Origin of the sequence: Nocardia brasiliensis NBRC 14402 (assembly GCF_000308475.2) — a bacterium.
GTDB classification, from domain to species: domain Bacteria; phylum Actinomycetota; class Actinomycetes; order Mycobacteriales; family Mycobacteriaceae; genus Nocardia; species Nocardia brasiliensis.
Map to the genome: position 1 here is coordinate 1 of NZ_BAFT02000052.1, position 17,681 is coordinate 17,681.

Annotated in this window: 11 protein-coding genes and 2 pseudogenes; 7 read left to right on the forward strand and 6 right to left on the reverse strand. The window is 69.1% G+C overall.

Going from position 1 to position 17,681, the window contains the following annotated elements; all coding sequences use genetic code 11:
* The 5 genes from TY25_RS15780 to TY25_RS15800 all read right to left on the reverse strand — a co-directional run.
* Window positions 1-1,375: APC family permease (locus tag TY25_RS15780; RefSeq protein ID WP_042256961.1), on the reverse strand; the 1,375-nt coding region annotated here is incomplete at its 3' end.
* A gap of 138 nt (window positions 1,376-1,513) precedes the next feature.
* Window positions 1,514-2,659, reverse strand: a complete 1,146-nt coding sequence (locus TY25_RS15785) for an LLM class flavin-dependent oxidoreductase (RefSeq protein ID WP_042256963.1) — start codon at window positions 2,657-2,659, stop codon at window positions 1,514-1,516.
* A 13-nt stretch (window positions 2,660-2,672) separates the two neighbouring features.
* On the reverse strand, window positions 2,673-3,677 hold the full coding sequence (locus tag TY25_RS15790) for an ABC transporter substrate-binding protein (RefSeq protein ID WP_042256964.1): 1,005 nt from the start codon (window positions 3,675-3,677) through the stop codon (window positions 2,673-2,675).
* Window positions 3,674-4,471: an ABC transporter ATP-binding protein gene (locus TY25_RS15795; protein ID WP_226887295.1), complete on the reverse strand. Its 798-nt coding sequence runs from the start codon at window positions 4,469-4,471 to the stop codon at window positions 3,674-3,676. Before TY25_RS15795 ends, TY25_RS15790 begins: the two co-directional genes overlap by 4 nt.
* On the reverse strand, window positions 4,444-5,181 hold the full coding sequence (locus TY25_RS15800; RefSeq protein ID WP_036559676.1) for an ABC transporter permease: 738 nt from the start codon (window positions 5,179-5,181) through the stop codon (window positions 4,444-4,446). The genes TY25_RS15795 and TY25_RS15800 overlap by 28 nt, the downstream gene beginning before the upstream one ends.
* 322 nt (window positions 5,182-5,503) lie before the next feature.
* On the opposite strand from TY25_RS15800, the gene TY25_RS15805 reads away from it, so the two are divergent.
* The 4 genes and pseudogenes from TY25_RS15805 to TY25_RS15820 form a co-directional block, all read left to right on the forward strand.
* Window positions 5,504-7,009 carry a flavin-containing monooxygenase gene (locus tag TY25_RS15805; protein WP_042256966.1) on the forward strand — a complete coding sequence of 502 codons (1,506 nt, stop codon included), beginning with the start codon at window positions 5,504-5,506 and terminating at the stop codon, window positions 7,007-7,009.
* Between the two features lie 218 nt (window positions 7,010-7,227).
* A complete protein-coding gene (locus TY25_RS15810) occupies window positions 7,228-7,731 on the forward strand; it encodes a hypothetical protein (protein WP_146153940.1) in 504 nt (167 codons plus the stop codon).
* A 128-nt stretch (window positions 7,732-7,859) separates the two neighbouring features.
* Window positions 7,860-8,834 (forward strand): annotated as a pseudogene (locus TY25_RS15815) (ATP-binding protein); the annotation flags it as partial.
* Window positions 8,835-9,151: 317 nt separating this feature from the next.
* A pseudogene (locus TY25_RS15820) lies at window positions 9,152-11,434 on the forward strand (carboxyl transferase domain-containing protein); the annotation flags it as partial.
* A gap of 996 nt (window positions 11,435-12,430) precedes the next feature.
* On the opposite strand, the gene TY25_RS15825 reads toward TY25_RS15820, so the two are convergent.
* Entirely contained in the window at window positions 12,431-13,597 is a 1,167-nt protein-coding gene (locus TY25_RS15825) for a serine hydrolase domain-containing protein (protein WP_042256969.1), read from the reverse strand.
* 540 nt (window positions 13,598-14,137) lie between these two features.
* On the opposite strand from TY25_RS15825, the gene TY25_RS15830 reads away from it, so the two are divergent.
* From TY25_RS15830 to TY25_RS15840, 3 genes are all read left to right on the forward strand, one after another.
* Window positions 14,138-14,785 carry a pentapeptide repeat-containing protein gene (locus tag TY25_RS15830; protein ID WP_042256972.1) on the forward strand — a complete coding sequence of 216 codons (648 nt, stop codon included), beginning with the start codon at window positions 14,138-14,140 and terminating at the stop codon, window positions 14,783-14,785.
* An 83-nt stretch (window positions 14,786-14,868) separates the two neighbouring features.
* On the forward strand, window positions 14,869-16,428 hold the full coding sequence (locus tag TY25_RS15835; protein ID WP_052383001.1) for an alpha/beta hydrolase: 1,560 nt from the start codon (window positions 14,869-14,871) through the stop codon (window positions 16,426-16,428).
* A gap of 145 nt (window positions 16,429-16,573) precedes the next feature.
* Window positions 16,574-17,617: an AraC family transcriptional regulator gene (locus TY25_RS15840; RefSeq protein WP_042256973.1), complete on the forward strand. Its 1,044-nt coding sequence runs from the start codon at window positions 16,574-16,576 to the stop codon at window positions 17,615-17,617.
* Window positions 17,618-17,681: the final 64 nt, after the last annotated feature.

Genomic DNA, 17,681 nt, shown 5'->3' on the forward strand with positions numbered 1-17,681 from the left:
TGGAGCGTTTGCGGCTGTAACCCAGGTAGACGGCGATGCCGATGAGCACCCACACCGCGAACCGCACCCAGGTCAACCCGTCCAGCGTGGTGGCCAGCAGCACGCAGCCGACGAGCGCGAGGATCGGCACGAACGGGACGAGCGGCGTGCGGAACGGCCGTTCCCGGTCGGGTTCGGCCCGCCGCAGCACCAGCACGCCGACGCACACCACGGCGAACGCCGACAGCGCGCCGATGTTCACCAGCTCGACCACGATATCGATGGGCAGCAGCCCGGCGATCGCGGCGCAGAACACGCCGAGGATCAGGGTGAGCCGGACGGGAGTCGAGCGCTTGCCGGTCTGGGCGAGTCCGAAGGGCAGCAACCGATCTCGGCACATCGCGAAGCTCAGCCGCACCTGTGCGTACACGATCAGCAGCAGACCCTTGGTGAGCGCGATGACCGACGCGATCACGATGACGTTGCCGATCCAGCCGATGTGCAAGCCGCTGAACGCGGTCGCGATCGGCGCGCCGTTGTTCAGCGTCGCGAACGGCGCGATACCGGTGAGCACGGCGCTCACCAGCGCGTACAGCAGTGTCGCGATGAGCACCGTGCCGATGATCGCGAACGGGACGTCGCGGCGCGGATTGCGCGCCTCCTCGGCCGAGGCGGCGACCACGTCGAAGCCGAGGAACGCGAAGAAGGCGATCGCCGCGCCGCCGATGATGCCGCTGAAACCGAAGGGCGCGAACGGAGTCCAGTTCTGCACGTCGATATGCGGCGCACCGACCGCGACCACCAGCACGAGCACCCCGATCGTCACGCCGACCAGCGCCTTGGTGATCTTCGCGGTCAGCGACACCTCGCCGACCAGCACCGCGACGATCACGCCGATGATCAGGACCGCGGGCAGGTTCACGATGCCGCCTTCGCCCGGGCCCGCCGCGATGGCGTGTGGCACGGTGATGCCGAACATCGAATCCAGCGCCGATACCGTCGTGCCCGACCAGCCGATCGCGACGGCCGCACCGGCGATGACGAATTCGAGCAGCAGATTCCAGCCGACCAGGAACGCCGGACCTTCGCCGAGCGTGGCGTAGGTATAGGTGTAGGCGCTGCCGGACACCGGCACCATCGCGGCGAGCTCGCTGTAGCACAGCGCGACGAGCACGCAGACCGTGCCGGCCAGCACGAACGACAGCACGATGGACGGCCCGGCCTTCTCCGCCGCGGCGACGCCGGTGATCACGAAGATGCCCGCACCCACGATGGTGCCGACGCCCATCGCCGTGAGGTCGATGCGCCCGAGCCTGCGCGCCAGTTTCGGCGCTCCGTCGGTGGTCGCGGTGTCGGGGACGCGGCGGCGCCAGCGCTGAGCGGGTGCGGTGGTCATGACTCCCTTATGAGCTCGTCCAGCGGTCCCGCTGGTGCGCCGGACCGAAGGCCATTCTCATCGAAGTCAGTCAGTGATCGTTAACTGGGGATCCCCAGCCGATCTCGTGCACCTCGTTTTGCCTGCGACTTTGTCAGGTCAGCTGCTCGACGACGCCGCGAACGGCGTGGCGGCACGCGGCGCGGCCGGACGCGACGGATGCCGCCACAGTCCCTTGCGCTCCAAGATGGGCAGCACCCCTTCGCCGAACCAGTACGCCTCTTCCAGGTGCGGGTAACCGGACAGGATGAAGTGGCTGATGCCCAGCTTCGAGTACTCGATCAGGCGCTCGGCCACCTCGGCGTGCGAGCCGACCAGCGCGGTGCCCGCGCCGCCGCGCACCAGCCCGACACCGGCCCACAGGTTGGGCGCGATCTCGAGCCGGTCGGTGCTGCCGCCGTGCAGTTCGGACATCCGCCGCTGGCCTTCGGACTCGCTGCGCGCCAGGCTGGCCTGCACGCGTTCGATATCGGCGGGATCGATGCCCTGCAGCAGCCGATCGGCTTCAGCCCAGGCCAATTCGGACGTGTCGCGGCTGATCACGTGGATGCGCAGGCCGTAGTCGAGCACCCGGCCCTCGTCGACGGCGAGGCGGCGGATCCATTCCAGCTTCCGGCTGACCGCGAGCAGCGGTTCGCCCCAGGTGAGGTAGGTGTCGGCGTAGCGGGCCGCGACCGGCCCGGCGGGCGCGGAGGAACCGCCGAAGAACACCGGCGGGATCGGATCGGGCCGGTTGCTCAGTAGCGCGTCCCGGACCTGCACGTGTGCACCGTCGAACGAGATCGGTTCCTGCGAGGTCCACAGCTCGCGGACGACGTGCAGGAATTCGCCGGTGCGCGCGTAACGCTGTTCCTTGTCCAGGAAGTCGCCGTAGGCCTGCTGCTCGTGCGGTTCGCCGCCGGTCACCACGTTCAGCAGCAGCCTGCCCTGCGAGTGCCGCTGGAAGGTGCCCGCCATCTGCGCGGCCAGCGTGGGGCTGACCAGGCCGGGCCGGAACGCGACCAGGAACTTCAGCGTCTCGGTGGTGTCGACCATCATCGCCGTGGTGAGCCAGGCGTCCTCGCACCAGGCGCCGGTCGGGGTGAGCACCGCCTCGAATCCGTTGTGCTCGGCGGCCGCGCCGATCTGATTCAGGTAGCGCAGCGTCGCCGGACGATCGCCGGACATGAAGGTGCCGTGCCCGCCCGCGACCAGGCCGCGGGAATCACCGTAGGTGGGCAGGAACCAGTGGAACGACAAAGTCATGGGAGCCAACTCCTCAGGCAGCGGGGAACAGGTCGTTGAAACGGGTGTCGATGTAGTCGGCCATGGTGACCTTGCGGGGGATGAGCCCCGCCTCGGCGAACGCGTCGGCCACGCTCTGCTCGGCCGCGATGGCGCGGGCGTCGAGCTGATGGTCGAGGTAGCGCCCGCGTCTGACCACGGTGAGGATCACGTCATAGGGCAGGCCGGTGAGTTCGGCGTAGGTTTTCGCCCACTGCTCGGGGTGCTCGTTCACCCACGTGTGCGCGCGGCCGATGCGGCCGAGCAGATCACGCAGCGCGGCGGCGGTTCCCTTGCGGTCCAGCGCCTCGGCCCCGGCCACGTAGAAGGCGTCGCCGGGGATGTATCCGTTGCCGTCCACCAGGATTCGCGCGTTCGACTGCTGTTCGGCCTGCGCCGTGTACGGGTCCCAGATCGCCCAGGCGTCGACCCGGCCGGTGGACAGCGCGGCCAGCGCGTCCGGTGGCTGCAGGTACTGCGGCTCGATCTGATCCCACTTGATCCCCGCTTTGTTCAGCACGGTGAGCAGATGATGGTGCGCCGAGCTGCCCTTGGTGACGGCGATCTTTTTGCCGCGCAGGTCTTCCGGCGTGCGCACCGGGGAATCCTTGGGCACGACGATGCCCTGACCGTCCTTACCGGACTGATAGGCGCTGACGATCTTGATCGCCGACTTGGCGGCCGCTGCGAACACCGGCGGCGAGTTGCCGACGCCGCCGAAATCGACTGCGCCGGAATTGATCGCCTCCAACATCGGCGGTCCGGCCTGGTACTGCGACCACTCGATCTGGTACGGCGTCTTGTCCAGCTCGCCCGCGGCGGTGAGCAGCGCCTGCAGGCCGGTGCCCTTCTGGTCGCCGAGGTGCAGCGTCACTTTGGCCAGGTCTACTGAACCGTCCGGGCGGACCGCCGCGTCGTCGGCCTTGTCGGACCCGCAGGCGGTGCCGACCGCCACGACCAGTGCGAGAGTCGTTGCGAGCAGCAGCCTTCTGGCTTTCATTCGGTTCCTTCCGGTGCCACGCCGAGTTCGGCGAGCAAGGTGTTGCGCAGGGCGAGCAGTTGGGGGTGTTCGCTGCGGCGCGGGCGCGGCAGCTCGATGCGGGACTCGTGGGCGATCCGGCCGTCGCCGAGCACCAGCACCCGGTCGGCCAGCCGCAACGCCTCCTCGACGTCGTGGGTGACCAGCAGGACGCCGGGTTTGCGGCGCTGCCACAAATCGATGACGAGCCGGTGGATGGTGATCCGGGTGAGGGCGTCCAGGGCGCTGAAGGGTTCGTCGAGCAGCAGCAGCTCCGGCTCGCGCACCAGGGCGCGCGCCAGGCTGACACGTTGCGCCTCGCCGCCGGAGAGGGTGAGCGGCCACGCCTGCGCCCGTTCGGCCAGGCCGACCTCGGCCAGGGCGGCCCGCGCCGCCTGTTTCGGATCCGCTCGGCGCAGACCGAGATACACGTTGGCCAGCACGCGCTTCCACGGGACCAGGCGCGGTTCCTGGAAGGCGACGGCGATCGTGCCCCGCGTGCGCAACTCACCCTGCACCTCCTGGTCGAGACCCGCGAGGGCGCGCAGCAGGGTGGACTTGCCCGAACCGCTGCGGCCGAGCAGTGCGACGAACTCACCAGGGGCGATATCGAGATCGAGGCCGTCGAGCACGCGCCGCCCGTCGAAATCCCGGACGAGGCCCCGAATCTGGGCGACGGGCGCCGTATCGGTGGCGGAAGTGGTTTCCAGCCTTGGTGTTTCGGGCGTGATGACCCGTTCGTCGGTGATCACTGCCCCAGGAACCCGCGCCGCCATGCCAACGCCTTCCGCTCGATCAATCGGACCAGCGCGTCGGTCAGCAGACCGAGCACGCAGTACACCAGCAGGCCGACGACGATCACGTCGGTCCGCAGGAATTCGCGGGCGTCGTTGATCAGAAAGCCGAGGCCCGCGTCGGCGTTCACCTGTTCGGCCACGATCAGCGCCAGCCACGCGACGCCGAGGGACTGCCGCAGGCCGACGAGCGTCTGCGGCAGTGCGCCCGGCGCGACGATGTGCCCGAGCAGTGCGAGGCGGCCGAGTTGCTGCACCCGGGCGAGCTCGGCGAGTTTGCCGTCCACGCCGCGGATACCGGCGAAGGTGTTGAGATACAACGGGATCGCCGCGCCGAACGCGACCAGCACCACCTTGGGCAGCTCGCCGATGCCGAACCACAGGATGAGCAGCGGGATCAATCCGTAGAACGGCACCGTGCGCAGCATCTGCATCAGCGGGTCGACCACGTACTCACCGATCGTGCTCAGCCCGGCCAGCACGGCGAGGCCGATGCCGAACACCGCGCCGATGGCGAACCCGGTCGCCGCGCGGCCGAGCGATACCGCGATCGCCTCCTGGAGGGTGCCTTGTCCGAGCAACTCGCCCGCGGTGTGCAGGATCGTTATCGGGGAGGCGAGCAGTCGTTCCGGCAGCACGCCGGTGGCGCTGGCGAGCTGCCAGGCGAGCACCAGGACGAGCGGGCTCACCACCCGTAGCCAGGACTTGCGCGGCCGCCACCGAGCGGCCGACCGAACCCGAATCGGTGTCGGCTCCAAGACAATTGATGACACGCGACACCTCGGGTAGGGGACAGGACCCGCGGTGCGCACCAGGGCGCGCCGCAGTCATCCATGCTGAGCGCCCGGCGCCGCGGCGTCATCGTTTGTAACCAGCCAGGTTTTAATTGCGGCGTCGTCCGGCAGCAGCGATTCGGCAACCCGACTAGACGTAACTGTCGATAACACGTAACCTGGCGTCAACTCTGGGCGAAGGTGACCAGAGCTCGACCGACCAGACGAAACGAGTTCCCCAATGACGCGGCATGTCGACGTACTGATCATCGGTGCCGGGCTTTCCGGAATCGGTATGGCCTGCCACCTGACGCGCGAGCAGACCGGACGCAGCTACGCGATCCTGGAGCGCCGCGCCGCCATCGGTGGCACCTGGGATCTGTTCAAGTACCCGGGCATCCGCTCCGATTCGGACATGTACACCTTCGGCTACGGCTTCCGCCCGTGGAACGGCACCAAGGTGCTGGCCGACGGTCCGCACATCCGGCAGTACGTCGAGGACACCGCGCGGGAATACGGCGTCACCGAGCACATCCACTTCGGTCGCAAGGTGACCACGGCCCGCTGGTCCAGCGAGACCGAGACCTGGACGGTCGAGGCGCTCGACGAGCAGACCGGCGCGGTCGAGACATTCACCAGCAACTTCCTCGCCGGGTGCACCGGGTACTACGACTACGACAACGGCTACCGCCCCGAGTTCCCCGGTGAGGCGGACTTCGGCGGGCAGATCGTGCACCCGCAGCACTGGCCCGAGGATCTGGACTATCGCGGCAAGCGGGTCGTGGTGATCGGCAGTGGCGCGACCGCGATCACCCTGATCCCCGCGATGAGCGGCGACGCCGCGCACGTCATCATGCTGCAGCGCTCGCCGACCTACATCACCACGCTGCCCGCCAACGATCCGGTCGCGGTCGGCATGAAGTTGGCGAAGGTGCCGGAGAAGGTGGCGTATCGGATCGGCCGGGCGCGCAATATCGCCTTGCAGCGCGCCAGTTTCCAGCTCTCGCGCACCAATCCCGCGGCCTCGCGCCGGGTGCTGCTCGCCGCGGTGCGTGCCCAGATCGGCAACAAGATCGACATGCGGCATTTCACGCCGTCCTACGATCCGTGGGATCAGCGGCTGTGCGTGGTGCCGAACGGCGACCTGTTCCGGGTGCTGCGCAGTGGGAAGGCGTCCATCGTCACCGACCGCATCGAGACCTTCACCGAGAACGGCATCCGGCTCGCGTCGGGCGAGGAACTGCCCGCCGATATCGTGATCAGCGCGACCGGCCTGCGGGTGCAGATGCTCGGCGGGGCGACCCTCGAGGTCGACGGCGAGCCCGTCGTCACCCGGGACCGCGTCGTCTACAAGGGCGCGATGCTCAGCGGCGTTCCCAACGCGATCATGGTGCTCGGCTACACCAACGCCTCGTGGACCCTGAAGGCCGATCTCACCGCCGAGTATTTCTGCCGGACGCTCAACCACATGCGTGACCACGGTTTCACCCGGGTGGAAGCGATCGCCGAGGAATCCGACCGTTCCTCCGATTCCGTCATGGGCGGCGCGCTCACCTCGGGTTACATCCAGCGCGGCGACGCCGTCATGCCCCGGCAGGGCACCCACGGCCCCTGGCAGGTCATCAACAACTACTTCCGGGACCGCAAAATGCTCCGCAAGTCCCCCTTGGACGACGGTGTCCTCACCTTCACCCGCTCCCCGCACACCGCCGAAGCGCGCCCCTTGGAAACCAGCCGGACCGCATAGGCTCACCACCCGTCCCCGGACCCGCCCTCGAGCCGAGTCCGGGGACGCGCTCGTTCTGCGCCGTCGATCCGCACGCAGCGGCGTACCGAGTAGCCGCCCTCGTCCTGTGGTCTTGGGGGCCGAGCACTGCGTGGGTGCGGGGCCGTAGCGTCAGGGCTGAGCGTTCTGTACCGGTTGTTCGTCCCTGGATAGCGCCGATACGGCGTATATTGCGGCCGGTGGATACGCCGGGCACGCCTGATCCCTTTCATCCGGCCGAATCGCACCCGGGATCTCGGGAGGACGACGCGGTTCGTCGCCTCGAACACGTCGGTCGTGCGGCATTGCGTCGCGCAGACGGCGGGGCCGGTGGCCGAGAGTTCTACGCCGACGTCGCACTGTGGACGACGGTCGGGGTGGGTCTATGCGTCGGGGAGATGGCAGACGTCCACCTGGTGCGTTGGCAGGCGTTCTTGATCTCCGCGCTGCTGATCACCGTGGCGGCCCTTGGGATGGTGCTGTTTCTCGACCGGTTACCCCGCCGATCGATGGGTTCGACGCGGAGAATGCTTGCGATCGGATCGGTGTTCGTCGGCTGGTTCTTCTTTCTCGGTGAACTGCTCGATGTCACGCTTCTTCGTTGGCAGGCGTTTCTCGCTGCCTTGGTGATAATCGCCGTGACCGGAGCCATCGTCGGTGAGTTCGTCGCGTATCGGCAACGTACACAACGCCCTCGGCAATAGTCGGCATCCGGGTGGGGCGGCGGGCTCGGCGTCCTCCGGGCGGCGACGGTCGAGGAGCTGGGAGAAGCTCGAGCGCCGCTGAGCGGGCGCGAACCTACCGGCCGGTGGGGATCGGGGAGACTGGCGGGATGCGCTTGGTGGTGGTCAACCGGGGTGAAGTGGCGGTTCGGGTACTGCGGACGGCCCGGGAGCGTGGGTGGGGGACTGTTGCGGTGTGCACCGCTGAGGAGTCCGGGGCGATGCATGCTCGGCTCGCGGACGAAGTGGTGCAGCTGCCCGGCACCGGTGCGGGCGCGTACCTGGACGTGGCTGCCGTGGTGGCGGCGGCACGGCAGGGCGGGCCCGGGGCGCTGGTGCATCCGGGGTACGGATTCCTCAGTGAGAGTGCGGAACTCGCGGACGCCTGTGCGGCGGCCGAGCTGATCTTCGTGGGTCCGTCACCGCAAGTGCTGCGGATCTTCGGGGACAAGGTGGCGGCACGGGCCGCGGCGGAGCGGGCCGGCGTGCCGGTGCCTGCCGCCACCTCGGCCGGGTCCGACGTCGCGGCAATCGCCGAACTGCTCGCGGCGCACCCGGACGGAGTGATGGTGAAGGCCGTTGCCGGTGGGGGTGGACGGGGAATGCGCGAGGTGCGCGACCCGGCGTTGCTGGACGAGACGTACGAGCGGTGCCGCGCAGAAGCGTCGGCCGGTTTCGGCGATGACACGGTGTATGCCGAAGCGCTGATATCCGCGGCCCGGCATATCGAGGTGCAGGTGGTCGCGGACGGCGTGCACGCGGTCGCGCTCGGCGACCGTGATTGCAGTGTGCAGCGGCGGCACCAGAAACTGATCGAGATCGCACCAGCACCGAATCTCGATGCGGCGCTGCGGGAACGGCTGCATCGCGACGCCGTCCGGTTGGCCGAGTCGGTGGGCTGCCGCGGCGTGCTCACCGTCGAATTCCTGGTGCGCGATACGGAAGCGTGGTTCCTCGAGGTCAACCCGCGCCTGCAGGTCGAGCACACGGTGACCGAGGAGGTCACGGGCCTCGACCTGGTCGCACTCCAACTCGACCTGGCGCTGGGGGCGACGCTGGCCGACCTCGATCCGGCGGCGACCCCGAGTATCGCGCCTGTTGGCAGTGGGCCGTCGAGCGCCGATATCCATGCGGCGAACGCGGGGCAGGGTGAAGCGGGGCCGGGTGATGCGGGGTGTGGCGGAGCGGGGCCGGATGATGCGGGGGGTGGTGATGCGGGGCCGGGCGGAGCGGGGCCGGGCGATGTGGGGCCGGGTGATGCGGGGCCGGGTGATGTGGGGCCGGGTGATGCGGGGCCGGGTGATGCGGGGCAGGGCGGAGCGGGGCAAGGCGATGCGGGGCCGGGTGATGCGGGGCAGGGCGGAGCGGGGCAAGGCGATGCGGGGCGGGCGATGCGGGGCCGGGTGGAGCGGGGCCGGGTGATGCGGGGCAGGGTGCGCCGGACACGTTGCCGGGCAAGGGCTTCGCTGATCGAGCGAGCACGGCCCGCGGTTACGCGGTGCAGGCCAGGGTGAATGCGGAGCTGGTCACGGCGGGTGGGGACGTGCTGCCGAGTACCGGGACGGTGGTCGAATTCGCTGCCCCGACCGGTTCGGGTGTGCGCGTCGACACCGCCGCCCACACCGGGATGCGGCAAGGGGCGCAGTTCGATTCGTTGGTCGCCAAGGTGATCGCGCGCGGCGCGTCGTATCCGGCTGCGCTGCGGCGGTGCTCGGACGCGCTGTCGGAAACCGTTGTGCGGGGTATCGATACGAATCTCGCATTGCTGCGCGCCGTGCTCGACTCGCTCGCCGACGGTGCGCCGGTGTCCACCTCGTGGTTCGAGGAGAACCTGGCCGAGCTGGCAGGTCGCGCGAGTAGCTATGCATCCGTGCCGCATTCGGAGCCGAGTCCCGTGACGACCGTCGCGTCCGTCGAACTGGGCGACGACGAGTCCGTGTTGCGTTCGCCGATGGGCGGCACCCTGGTCAGCTTGGTCGAACCGGGCACCGTTGTGGCGGCGGGCGCCGAGGTCGCGGTGCTGGAGGCGATGAAGATGCAGCATGTGCTGCGCGCCGACGAGGCGCTGCGGGTCCGGCGGCACCTGGTCGCGCCCGGCGCGACGGTGGATCCGCATGCGCCGCTGCTGATCTGGGCGCCCGCCGAGCACGACGGACCCGCCGCCGACAAGGTGATCGACCTCGACGCCCTCCGGCCCGACCTCGCCGAGGTCTACGACCGGCACCGCGTCGGCCGGGACGAGGCCCGGCCCGAGGCCGTCGCCAAACGCCACCGGCTCGGCAGGCGCACCGCCCGCGAGAACATCGCCGATCTCGTCGACGACGACAGCTTCGTCGAATACGGCGCTCTCGCCGTCGCCGCGCAACGCCTGCGCCGCACCGCCGAGGATCTGATCGCGAACACCCCGGCGGACGGGCTGATCGGGGGAATGGCCACCGTCAACGCCGACCGGTTCGGCGCGGACCGCGCCCGGGTGGTCGTCATGTCCTACGACTACACGGTGCTGGCGGGCACGCAGGGGATGCGCAACCACGCCAAAACTGATCGACTGCTCGAACTCGCTCGTGCCCAAGGACTTCCGGTCGTGTTCTACACCGAGGGCGGTGGCGGCCGACCCGGCGATACGGACCACGGCGGCATCTCCGGCCTCGACGTCACCACGTTCCGCGCCATGGGCGCGTTGTCGGGCCGGGTGCCATTGCTGGGCCTCGTCTCCGGTCGCTGCTTCGCCGGCAATGCCGCGCTGCTCGGCATGTGTGACGTCGTCATCGCCACCCCCGACGCCAATATCGGGATGGGTGGTCCCGCGATGATCGAGGGCGGCGGCCTGGGCGTCTACGCGCCGGAGGACATCGGCCCGATCGAGGTGCAGCGGCGCAACGGGGTCGTGCACATCGTCGCCGCCGACGAAGCCGAGGCTGCCCGGCTCGCACAACGCTACCTCGCCTATTTTCAAGGGCCGGTGGATGATTGGGCCGCGCCCGATCCGCGGCTGTCCCGGCACGTGGTGCCGGAGAACCGCCTGCACGCCTTCGATATCCGGGCCGCCATCGCGGCGGTCGCCGACGTGGGCTCCGTGCTCGAGCTGCGCGCCGAATGGGCCGTCGGTATCGTCACCGCGTTGATCCGCGTCGAAGGGCAACCCTACGGGCTGATCGCGAACAACTGCCATCATCTCGGCGGCGCCATCGACGCGCCCGCCGCCGACAAGCTCAGCGCCTTCCTCCGGTTGTGCGAATCGCACCGATTGCCAATTGTATCCCTCTGTGACACACCAGGTTTCATGGTCGGCCCGGACGCCGAGAAGGAAGCCACCGTCACCAAATTCAGCCGTCTGTTCATCGACGCGGCGGGCCTGTCGGTGCCGTGGGGCACGATCATCCTCCGCAAGGGGTACGGCCTGGGCGCACAAGCCATGGCGGCGGGCTCTTTCCGCGCGCCGCGTTTCGTCATCGCCTGGCCCACCGGCGAAATCGGCGGCATGGGCTTGGAAGGTGCCGTCCGCCTGGGGTTCGCGAAAGAACTGGCCGCGATCGAGGACCCGACAGCACGACAACAGGCCTTCGACAACCTCGTCTCGCTCGCCTACGCCAGCGGTCGCGCCCTCGCCGCCGCCACCGCCCTGGAACTGGACGACGTCATCGACCCCGCCGACACCCGCCGCTGGATCCGCACCCTGGGTTGACCACCCTTTTCGCGCACCCTGTGCACCTACCGGAAGCGGCCGATCCTGGGCAGGATTGCGCGCGTCAGCGGTCCGGGCCCCGTACCGTTGTTCGCCTGCTGGGTGCGGTCGCTTTTGGGCGGGGTGGCGCGCGTCAGCGGTCCGGGCCTCGGTATCGCTGTTCGCCTGCTGGGTGTGGTCGTTCTTGGGCGGGGGTTGCGTGTCAGTGGTCGAGGCCTTCGTGTCGTTGTTCGCCTGCTGGGAGCGGTCGCTCTTGGGAGGGGTTGCGTGTCAGCGGTCCGGGCCTTCGTGTCGTTGTTCGCCCGCTGGGAGTGGTCGCTCTTGGAACGCTGGGAACAAATCCTTTGTGCGCGAATAGGGTTACGGACGCCGAACCGAGCCTTACTCATCGGCGCGTCCATTGACCCCGTCGCCGGCGAATCCTTTGTGCGTGACCGGATTGCGCGGCGTCGGTGTCGGGCACTGCGCGCGTCTGTTCGCCCACTCGAGGCGGTGCGCCACCGGGCCGAATCCTTGTGCGCGTGCAGGATGGCGCGGGACCAGATCCGGCTCTCTGTGCACCTGTTCGCCCACCGGGAGCCGCTGATTCTGGGCTGGCTCTTATATGCCTGCAGGATGGCGAGGGAGCGATGTGCACGGCGCCGGTTGGGGGCGGGCGGACGCGAAGCCGTTCGGAGGACGACGCACCCTTTCTGCGGCTTCGCACCCGCTGCGGCGTGCCAGAGGGGGTGCGGCAAGGCAGAAGGGGTGCGTCTGCCGGGCAGAACACCGCTGCCGCGCGCCGGTTGCGACTCCGCGTGCGCTTGGTCGCGCACCGGGGAGCGGTTGCCCCCGCGCCGCGGGGGAATCCTTTGTGCGCGAACGGGTTTGCGACCGCCGGGTCGGTTCTTGCCCATCGGGGCGTCCGTTGCCCTTGTCTTCGGCGAATCCGCCTGTGGCGCACCGAAGCCGACGGCGTTCCCGGCCCGTTTCCTAGTCGCAGTCTCGGGCGGAGGCTCAGTTCAGCGTGGTTTCCAGCGCATCCACCAAATTGCGGGCGCGCAGGTCTATGGCCTGTTCGATGATGTAGTTCGGGGTGTAGGCGAAGGCGATGCTGCGGGCGGGGTCGGCGTAGGCGAGGGAGCCGCCGCGGCCGGGGTGGCCGAAGGATCCCGGTCCGCCGAGGGGGATTTCGTCGAGCGGCAGCATGTATCCGGTGGCGTAGCGGTTCGGCAGCATGATGACCGCGTCTGTGCCGCTTACTTGTTCACGAACGGCGGCGGCGAGGGTGTCCGCGCGCAGCAGGCGCCGGCCGTCCACCTCGCCGACGAGCGAGGCGTAGAGCCGGGCCAGCCCGCGGGCGGTGCCGATACCGTTGCTCGCGGGCAGCTCCGCGGCGTGCACAGCGGCCGAGTTGAAGTCGATCTCGCCCGGGTCGGTGACCTGAAAGGCGCGGTTGCTCAACGACTCCGGGTCACGCAACGCCGCGACCATCGCGCGCAGCGGCTCCGGGATCAGTTCATCGGGCACCGCGGCGAGGTCTGGTTTCGGCGCGAAGACCAACCGGCTCACCCGATGCTGTGCGGCGGGCGGCAGGCCGATGAAGAACTCGACGCCGAACGGTCCGGCGATCTCGTCGGCGAGGAACTGTCCGACGCTGCGTCCGGTGACCCGGCGGATGACCTCGCCGACCAACCAGCCGAACGTGCGCCCGTGATACCCGTGCGCGGTCCCCGGCGGCCAGTTCGGTGCCTGCGCCGCCAGCGCCTCGACCATCGGCGTCCATGCCAGTGCATCGGCGAGCGGGACCGGCTTGTCGAGCGCGGCCAGGCCGGCCTGGTGGGTCAGCAGCCAGCGCACCGGGATCTCGGCCTTGCCCGCCGCCGCGAACTCCGGCCAGTACCGCGCGACGGGCGCGTCGAGGTCGAGCAGGCCGCGCTCGACGAGCAGATGCGCGAGTGTCGTCGTCACACCTTTGGTCGCCGAATAGACCAACTGCAACGTGTCACGTTGCCACGGCCTGCCCGTATCGGGATCAGCGATGCCGCCCCACAGATCCACCACGGGTTCGCCGTCCCGGTACACGCACACCGCAGCACCGACCTCGCCCTGTTCGGCGAAGTTCGCCGCGAACGCGTCCCGCACCGCCTCGTACCCCGGTACCACCATGCCGTCGACAGTCATACCCCCAGCATGTCATCACGCTCGCGGGCAACGTATCCGCCGAGCACGAGGGCGCGCATGCCCCCGCGCTCCGAAACGCTCGCAGCACACGCATCCGCCGAGCACGACCGCGCGCAGCCCCGCGCTCCGAAACGCTCGCAGCACACGGTGCAGGTGCGGATGGCGTGGGTCGACGCCGCCGATACCGTGAAATCCGGTACGGCCGAGGTGGTCAGTACAGCTAGCGCAGCTGGTCGGTTGATCAGGAGGTAATGGTGGCGGTGGTCTCTCGGCCGATGCCGCCACCATTACCTCCTGATCAGTCGACCAGGATGCGACGCGGCGTGTCGGGCAGGACCCGACGTGGTGTGGTGGCCGAAATCCGGCGTCGCTGAAGAGGTATCCGGATTCGCCTGCACTGCCGAACACGCTGCTGTCGCCCTCGGCGCTGCTCGTACCTACGCTCATTTCGACAGTGCCGAGGAGAAGCCCGCGTCGCTCCGCTTGTCGGTACGGCAGGGAATACTCGTTTGCCGACCCACGAAGATCGGGAGGAAGTGCATGGCTCGGGAGCTCGAGGACCTGTCGTACGCGCGGTACCTGACGGCGCAGGCGGGAGCGCTCGAATCGGAGGGAGATTACGACTGCGTGCATGTCGACGCCCTCGACCTCGACGAGGCCGACGTGCAGAACGCGCGGTTCGGGGAGTCGGCGTTCACCTCGGTGGCGTGGCATCGGGGCAGCCTGCGCCACACCAGGTTCGCCGACGTGTGGATGCGGAACGTGCGCTGGGTGGGCACCGAACTGGCCGACACCAACTGGCTGGACGGCGAAGTCGTCGCGGGCGCGCTGTCGGGTGTCGATTTCGCGGGCGCGCGCCTGCGCCGGGTCCGGTTCGAGGGCTGCAAGTTCGACTCGGTCAACTTCCGCACCGCTCAGCTGCGTGACGTGTCGTTCGTCGAATGTGTATTGCGGGACTGTGATTTCGGCGACGCCACGCTGCACACTGTGACCTTCCCCGGCTCGACTCTGGAAAGCTTGGTCCTGCACCGGGCCACCTTGACCGAGGTCGACCTGCGCGGGGCTCGTTCGCTCGATATCACCGAGGGCCTCGACGCACTGCGCGGCGCGACCATCGACAACGGCCAGCTGATGGAGCTGGCCCCCGCGTTCGCCCGGCACCTGGGCGTCGTCGTCCGCGATTCCTGATCCGCGATATCGCAGGTTCGGTTTGCTAGCGTGTCGCCAGCGGATGTTCGATCTTGTAGCCACCAGTAGCTGGGAGACGATCCATGCGGGCACTGCGAATTCTCACCCTGGGCGTCGTGCCGGTCAGCGCGGCGGCGCTGCTGGCGGGCGGATGTTCGAAGGACGAACCGGAACAGCCTGCCGAGAGTTCGCGGGCGTCGTTCTACAGCCAGCAGGTGGCCTGGGCGCCGTGTGCGGAAGGGGAGACGAGCTCGTGGTTCCCCGAGGTGGCGGACAACCGCACCTGCGCTCGCGTCCTGGCCCCGCTCGATTACCGCGCCCCCGCCGCGCCGAGCCCGGATTCGGCGGGCACGGTGTCGCTGGCAGTAGCCCGCCTGCCCGCGACCGCGCAGAAGCGCGGCACGCTGGTGCTGATCAGCGGCGGGCCCGGCGATCCCGGGCTGGGGATGCTGGACATGCCGTTCCCCGAGCCGATCCGCGAGCAGTACGACATCGTCGCCTACGACCCGCGTGGCGTGGGCCGGTCGACGCCTGCCATCGTCTGTGATTCCGACGGCGAGGACTTGACCGAGGAGCAGGAATCGGTGGCCGCGACGGAGAACGCGCGGCGCCGGTTCGTGGCGTCGTGTGCCCGCGGCACCGGCCCGGATGTATTGCGGCACATCGGCTCCGACGAGGCCACCGACGATCTCGACATCCTGCGCGGGGTTTTCGGAGAGCAGCAGCTGAATCTGCTTGCGGCGTCCTACGGCACGCAGGTCGCCGCCATGTACGTCCACCGGTATCCGCACGGTTACCGCGCCGCCGCCCTGGACGGTGTCGTGGATGTCACGGAGGACTACACGCAGATGCGGGTCGGCCAGGGCAAGGGCTATCAGGACACGTTCAACCGGGTCGCCGCGTTCTGCGCCGAGCGATACCGGGCCGAGTGCCCGCTCGGTACGGATCCGGCTCAGGCGGAGAACGTCTTTCGCGATATCCTCCGGACCGTCAAGCTGCACCCGGCCCCGGCGGGGGAGGCCGCGCCGGTCGAACCGGGCGACATCCTGCAAGCGATCAGCACGAGCTATCTGTGGCCCACCGGGTGGGCGCCGTTCCTCGACGCGCTGACGGCGGTCCGGGGTGGTGACGGTACCGCGATGCGCAAACTCGCGAACGCGGCACCCGACGAGCCGCCACGACAGGCGCCATCGGCCAAGGACACCGAAGACAATGCGCTGACCGCGATCACCTGTGCCGATGTCGCCGAGCCGACAGCGGACCGCGCGACCCGGCAGGCCGACGAGGCGGCGCTGTACGACGCGGCCACCTATGACGACTACGAGCCGCGCCCGGCCGAATTCCCGCTCGATACCTGCGATTTCTGGCCGACCCCCGGTACCGCTAAGGCGTTTCGGCCGCACCGCGCCGAAGGTGCGGCTCCGGTGCTGTTCATCGGCACCAGGCACGATCCGACCACGCCGGTGGGCAACGCCGAGCGGATGGCGGGCTATCTCGACAGCCCGCTGCTGATCCGGGAGGGCGACGGGCACACGTTCGTGTTCGGCGACGTCAACAGGTGCATCGATGACCGCGTAGTGGCCTACTTCGAGGACCCGGCGTCGGCGCACAGCGCGGTATGCGCCGCCGAGCCCGAGCGCTGACACCAATTGTGTTCCTTCCCAACAGGGCTCGGCCGCGATACTGGACGAGCAGAGAACTTCGGCAATTCGCCCATCGCCGAGCGCGCGCATTGATACATTTCGCCAAGCCAGCTGGCATGGCGAATTCGATGAGGAATGCGAGCGAATGTTCGATCGGGATCTGCGCCGGACGACCACGGCCGGCCTGCGCGTATTGCTCGCGCTGGCCGAGGAACGGGGAATGGCCACGGCCGACGGCCTGGCAGGCACCACGCTCACGCGTGGCGATACCGAGTGCACGGTGCACCAGGAATTGGTGGTGATCCGTAACCTGCTGGCCCGCTTCGGTACCGAAGCCGCGCTCGGCGCGGAAGCGGGCAGCCGGACCGGCTTGCCGCTGACCGGGCCCTGGGGTCTGGCGCTGCTCAGCAGCCGTACGCTGCGTGACGGATTCGACGTGGCGACCCGCTATCTCGACCGCGTTTTCGTCTCGGGCCGGCTCACCGCCGAGCAGACCGGTGGCGAGATCCGGTTACGCTTCGACGATTCGGAGAATCCGGCGCATATCCGCGCTTTTCTCGCCGAGCGAATTCTCACGGGTGCGGCCACCGTGTGCACCCAGCTGTTCGACGGAGAAATTTCACCGATCCGGATCGAATTCCGGCACGCGGCACCGCCGGACACCCGTCGATACCGTGAGATCTGCGGCGTGCAACCGCTTTTCGGCGCCCGGTCCGACGTTGTGACTTTCCACAGCCGAGGCCTGGACGCACCGATGCCGCGTAACCACGAACGGGCCCGCGGCGACTGCGCCCAGCTCTGCCGGGACCTGCTGCACCGCAGGCAGCCCCGCTCGGGTGTCGCGGGCAGCGTCCGCGACCTGCTCGTCCGCAGTCCGGGTGAGTTGCCCGATCAAATCGCGGTCGCGAACGAATTGTTCATGAGCCCGCGCACGCTCTCGCGCCGCCTCAACGAGGAGGCGACCTCGTTTCGCGCGTTGCTCGACGAGGTGCGCCAGCTGATGTCCGAACAGCTGCTCACCTACACCGACATGAGTACCGAGCAGGTCGCGGCGCGCCTCGGCTATGCCGAAGCCGCGTCGTTCATCCGTGCGTTCCGGCGGTGGAAGGGTTGCCCGCCCCAGGAGTTCCGCCTGCACGAGGGGCGGTCGCTGCCGCGCGAGGTCCCGGTACCGGCGGGCGTTCACTGACCCGCGCTCGGGCGTCGAGCGCGCCCACCCTGCTCGGCGTTGATCGTGTCGGACGTCGGAGAAC

Bases quoted from the DNA above. Each gene is read 5' to 3' on its own strand.
- TY25_RS15830 (WP_042256972.1), top strand. From the start codon at position 14,138: ATGGCTCGGGAGCTCGAGGACCTGTCGTACGCGCGGTACCTGACGGCG.
- TY25_RS15825 (WP_042256969.1), bottom strand. From the start codon at position 13,597: ATGACTGTCGACGGCATGGTGGTACCGGGGTACGAGGCGGTGCGGGAC.
- TY25_RS15840 (WP_042256973.1), top strand. From the start codon at position 16,574: ATGTTCGATCGGGATCTGCGCCGGACGACCACGGCCGGCCTGCGCGTA.
- TY25_RS15835 (WP_052383001.1), top strand. From the start codon at position 14,869: ATGCGGGCACTGCGAATTCTCACCCTGGGCGTCGTGCCGGTCAGCGCG.
- TY25_RS15795 (WP_226887295.1), bottom strand. From the start codon at position 4,471: ATGGCGGCGCGGGTTCCTGGGGCAGTGATCACCGACGAACGGGTCATC.
- TY25_RS15805 (WP_042256966.1), top strand. From the start codon at position 5,504: ATGACGCGGCATGTCGACGTACTGATCATCGGTGCCGGGCTTTCCGGA.
- TY25_RS15785 (WP_042256963.1), bottom strand. From the start codon at position 2,659: ATGACTTTGTCGTTCCACTGGTTCCTGCCCACCTACGGTGATTCCCGC.
- TY25_RS15790 (WP_042256964.1), bottom strand. From the start codon at position 3,677: ATGAAAGCCAGAAGGCTGCTGCTCGCAACGACTCTCGCACTGGTCGTG.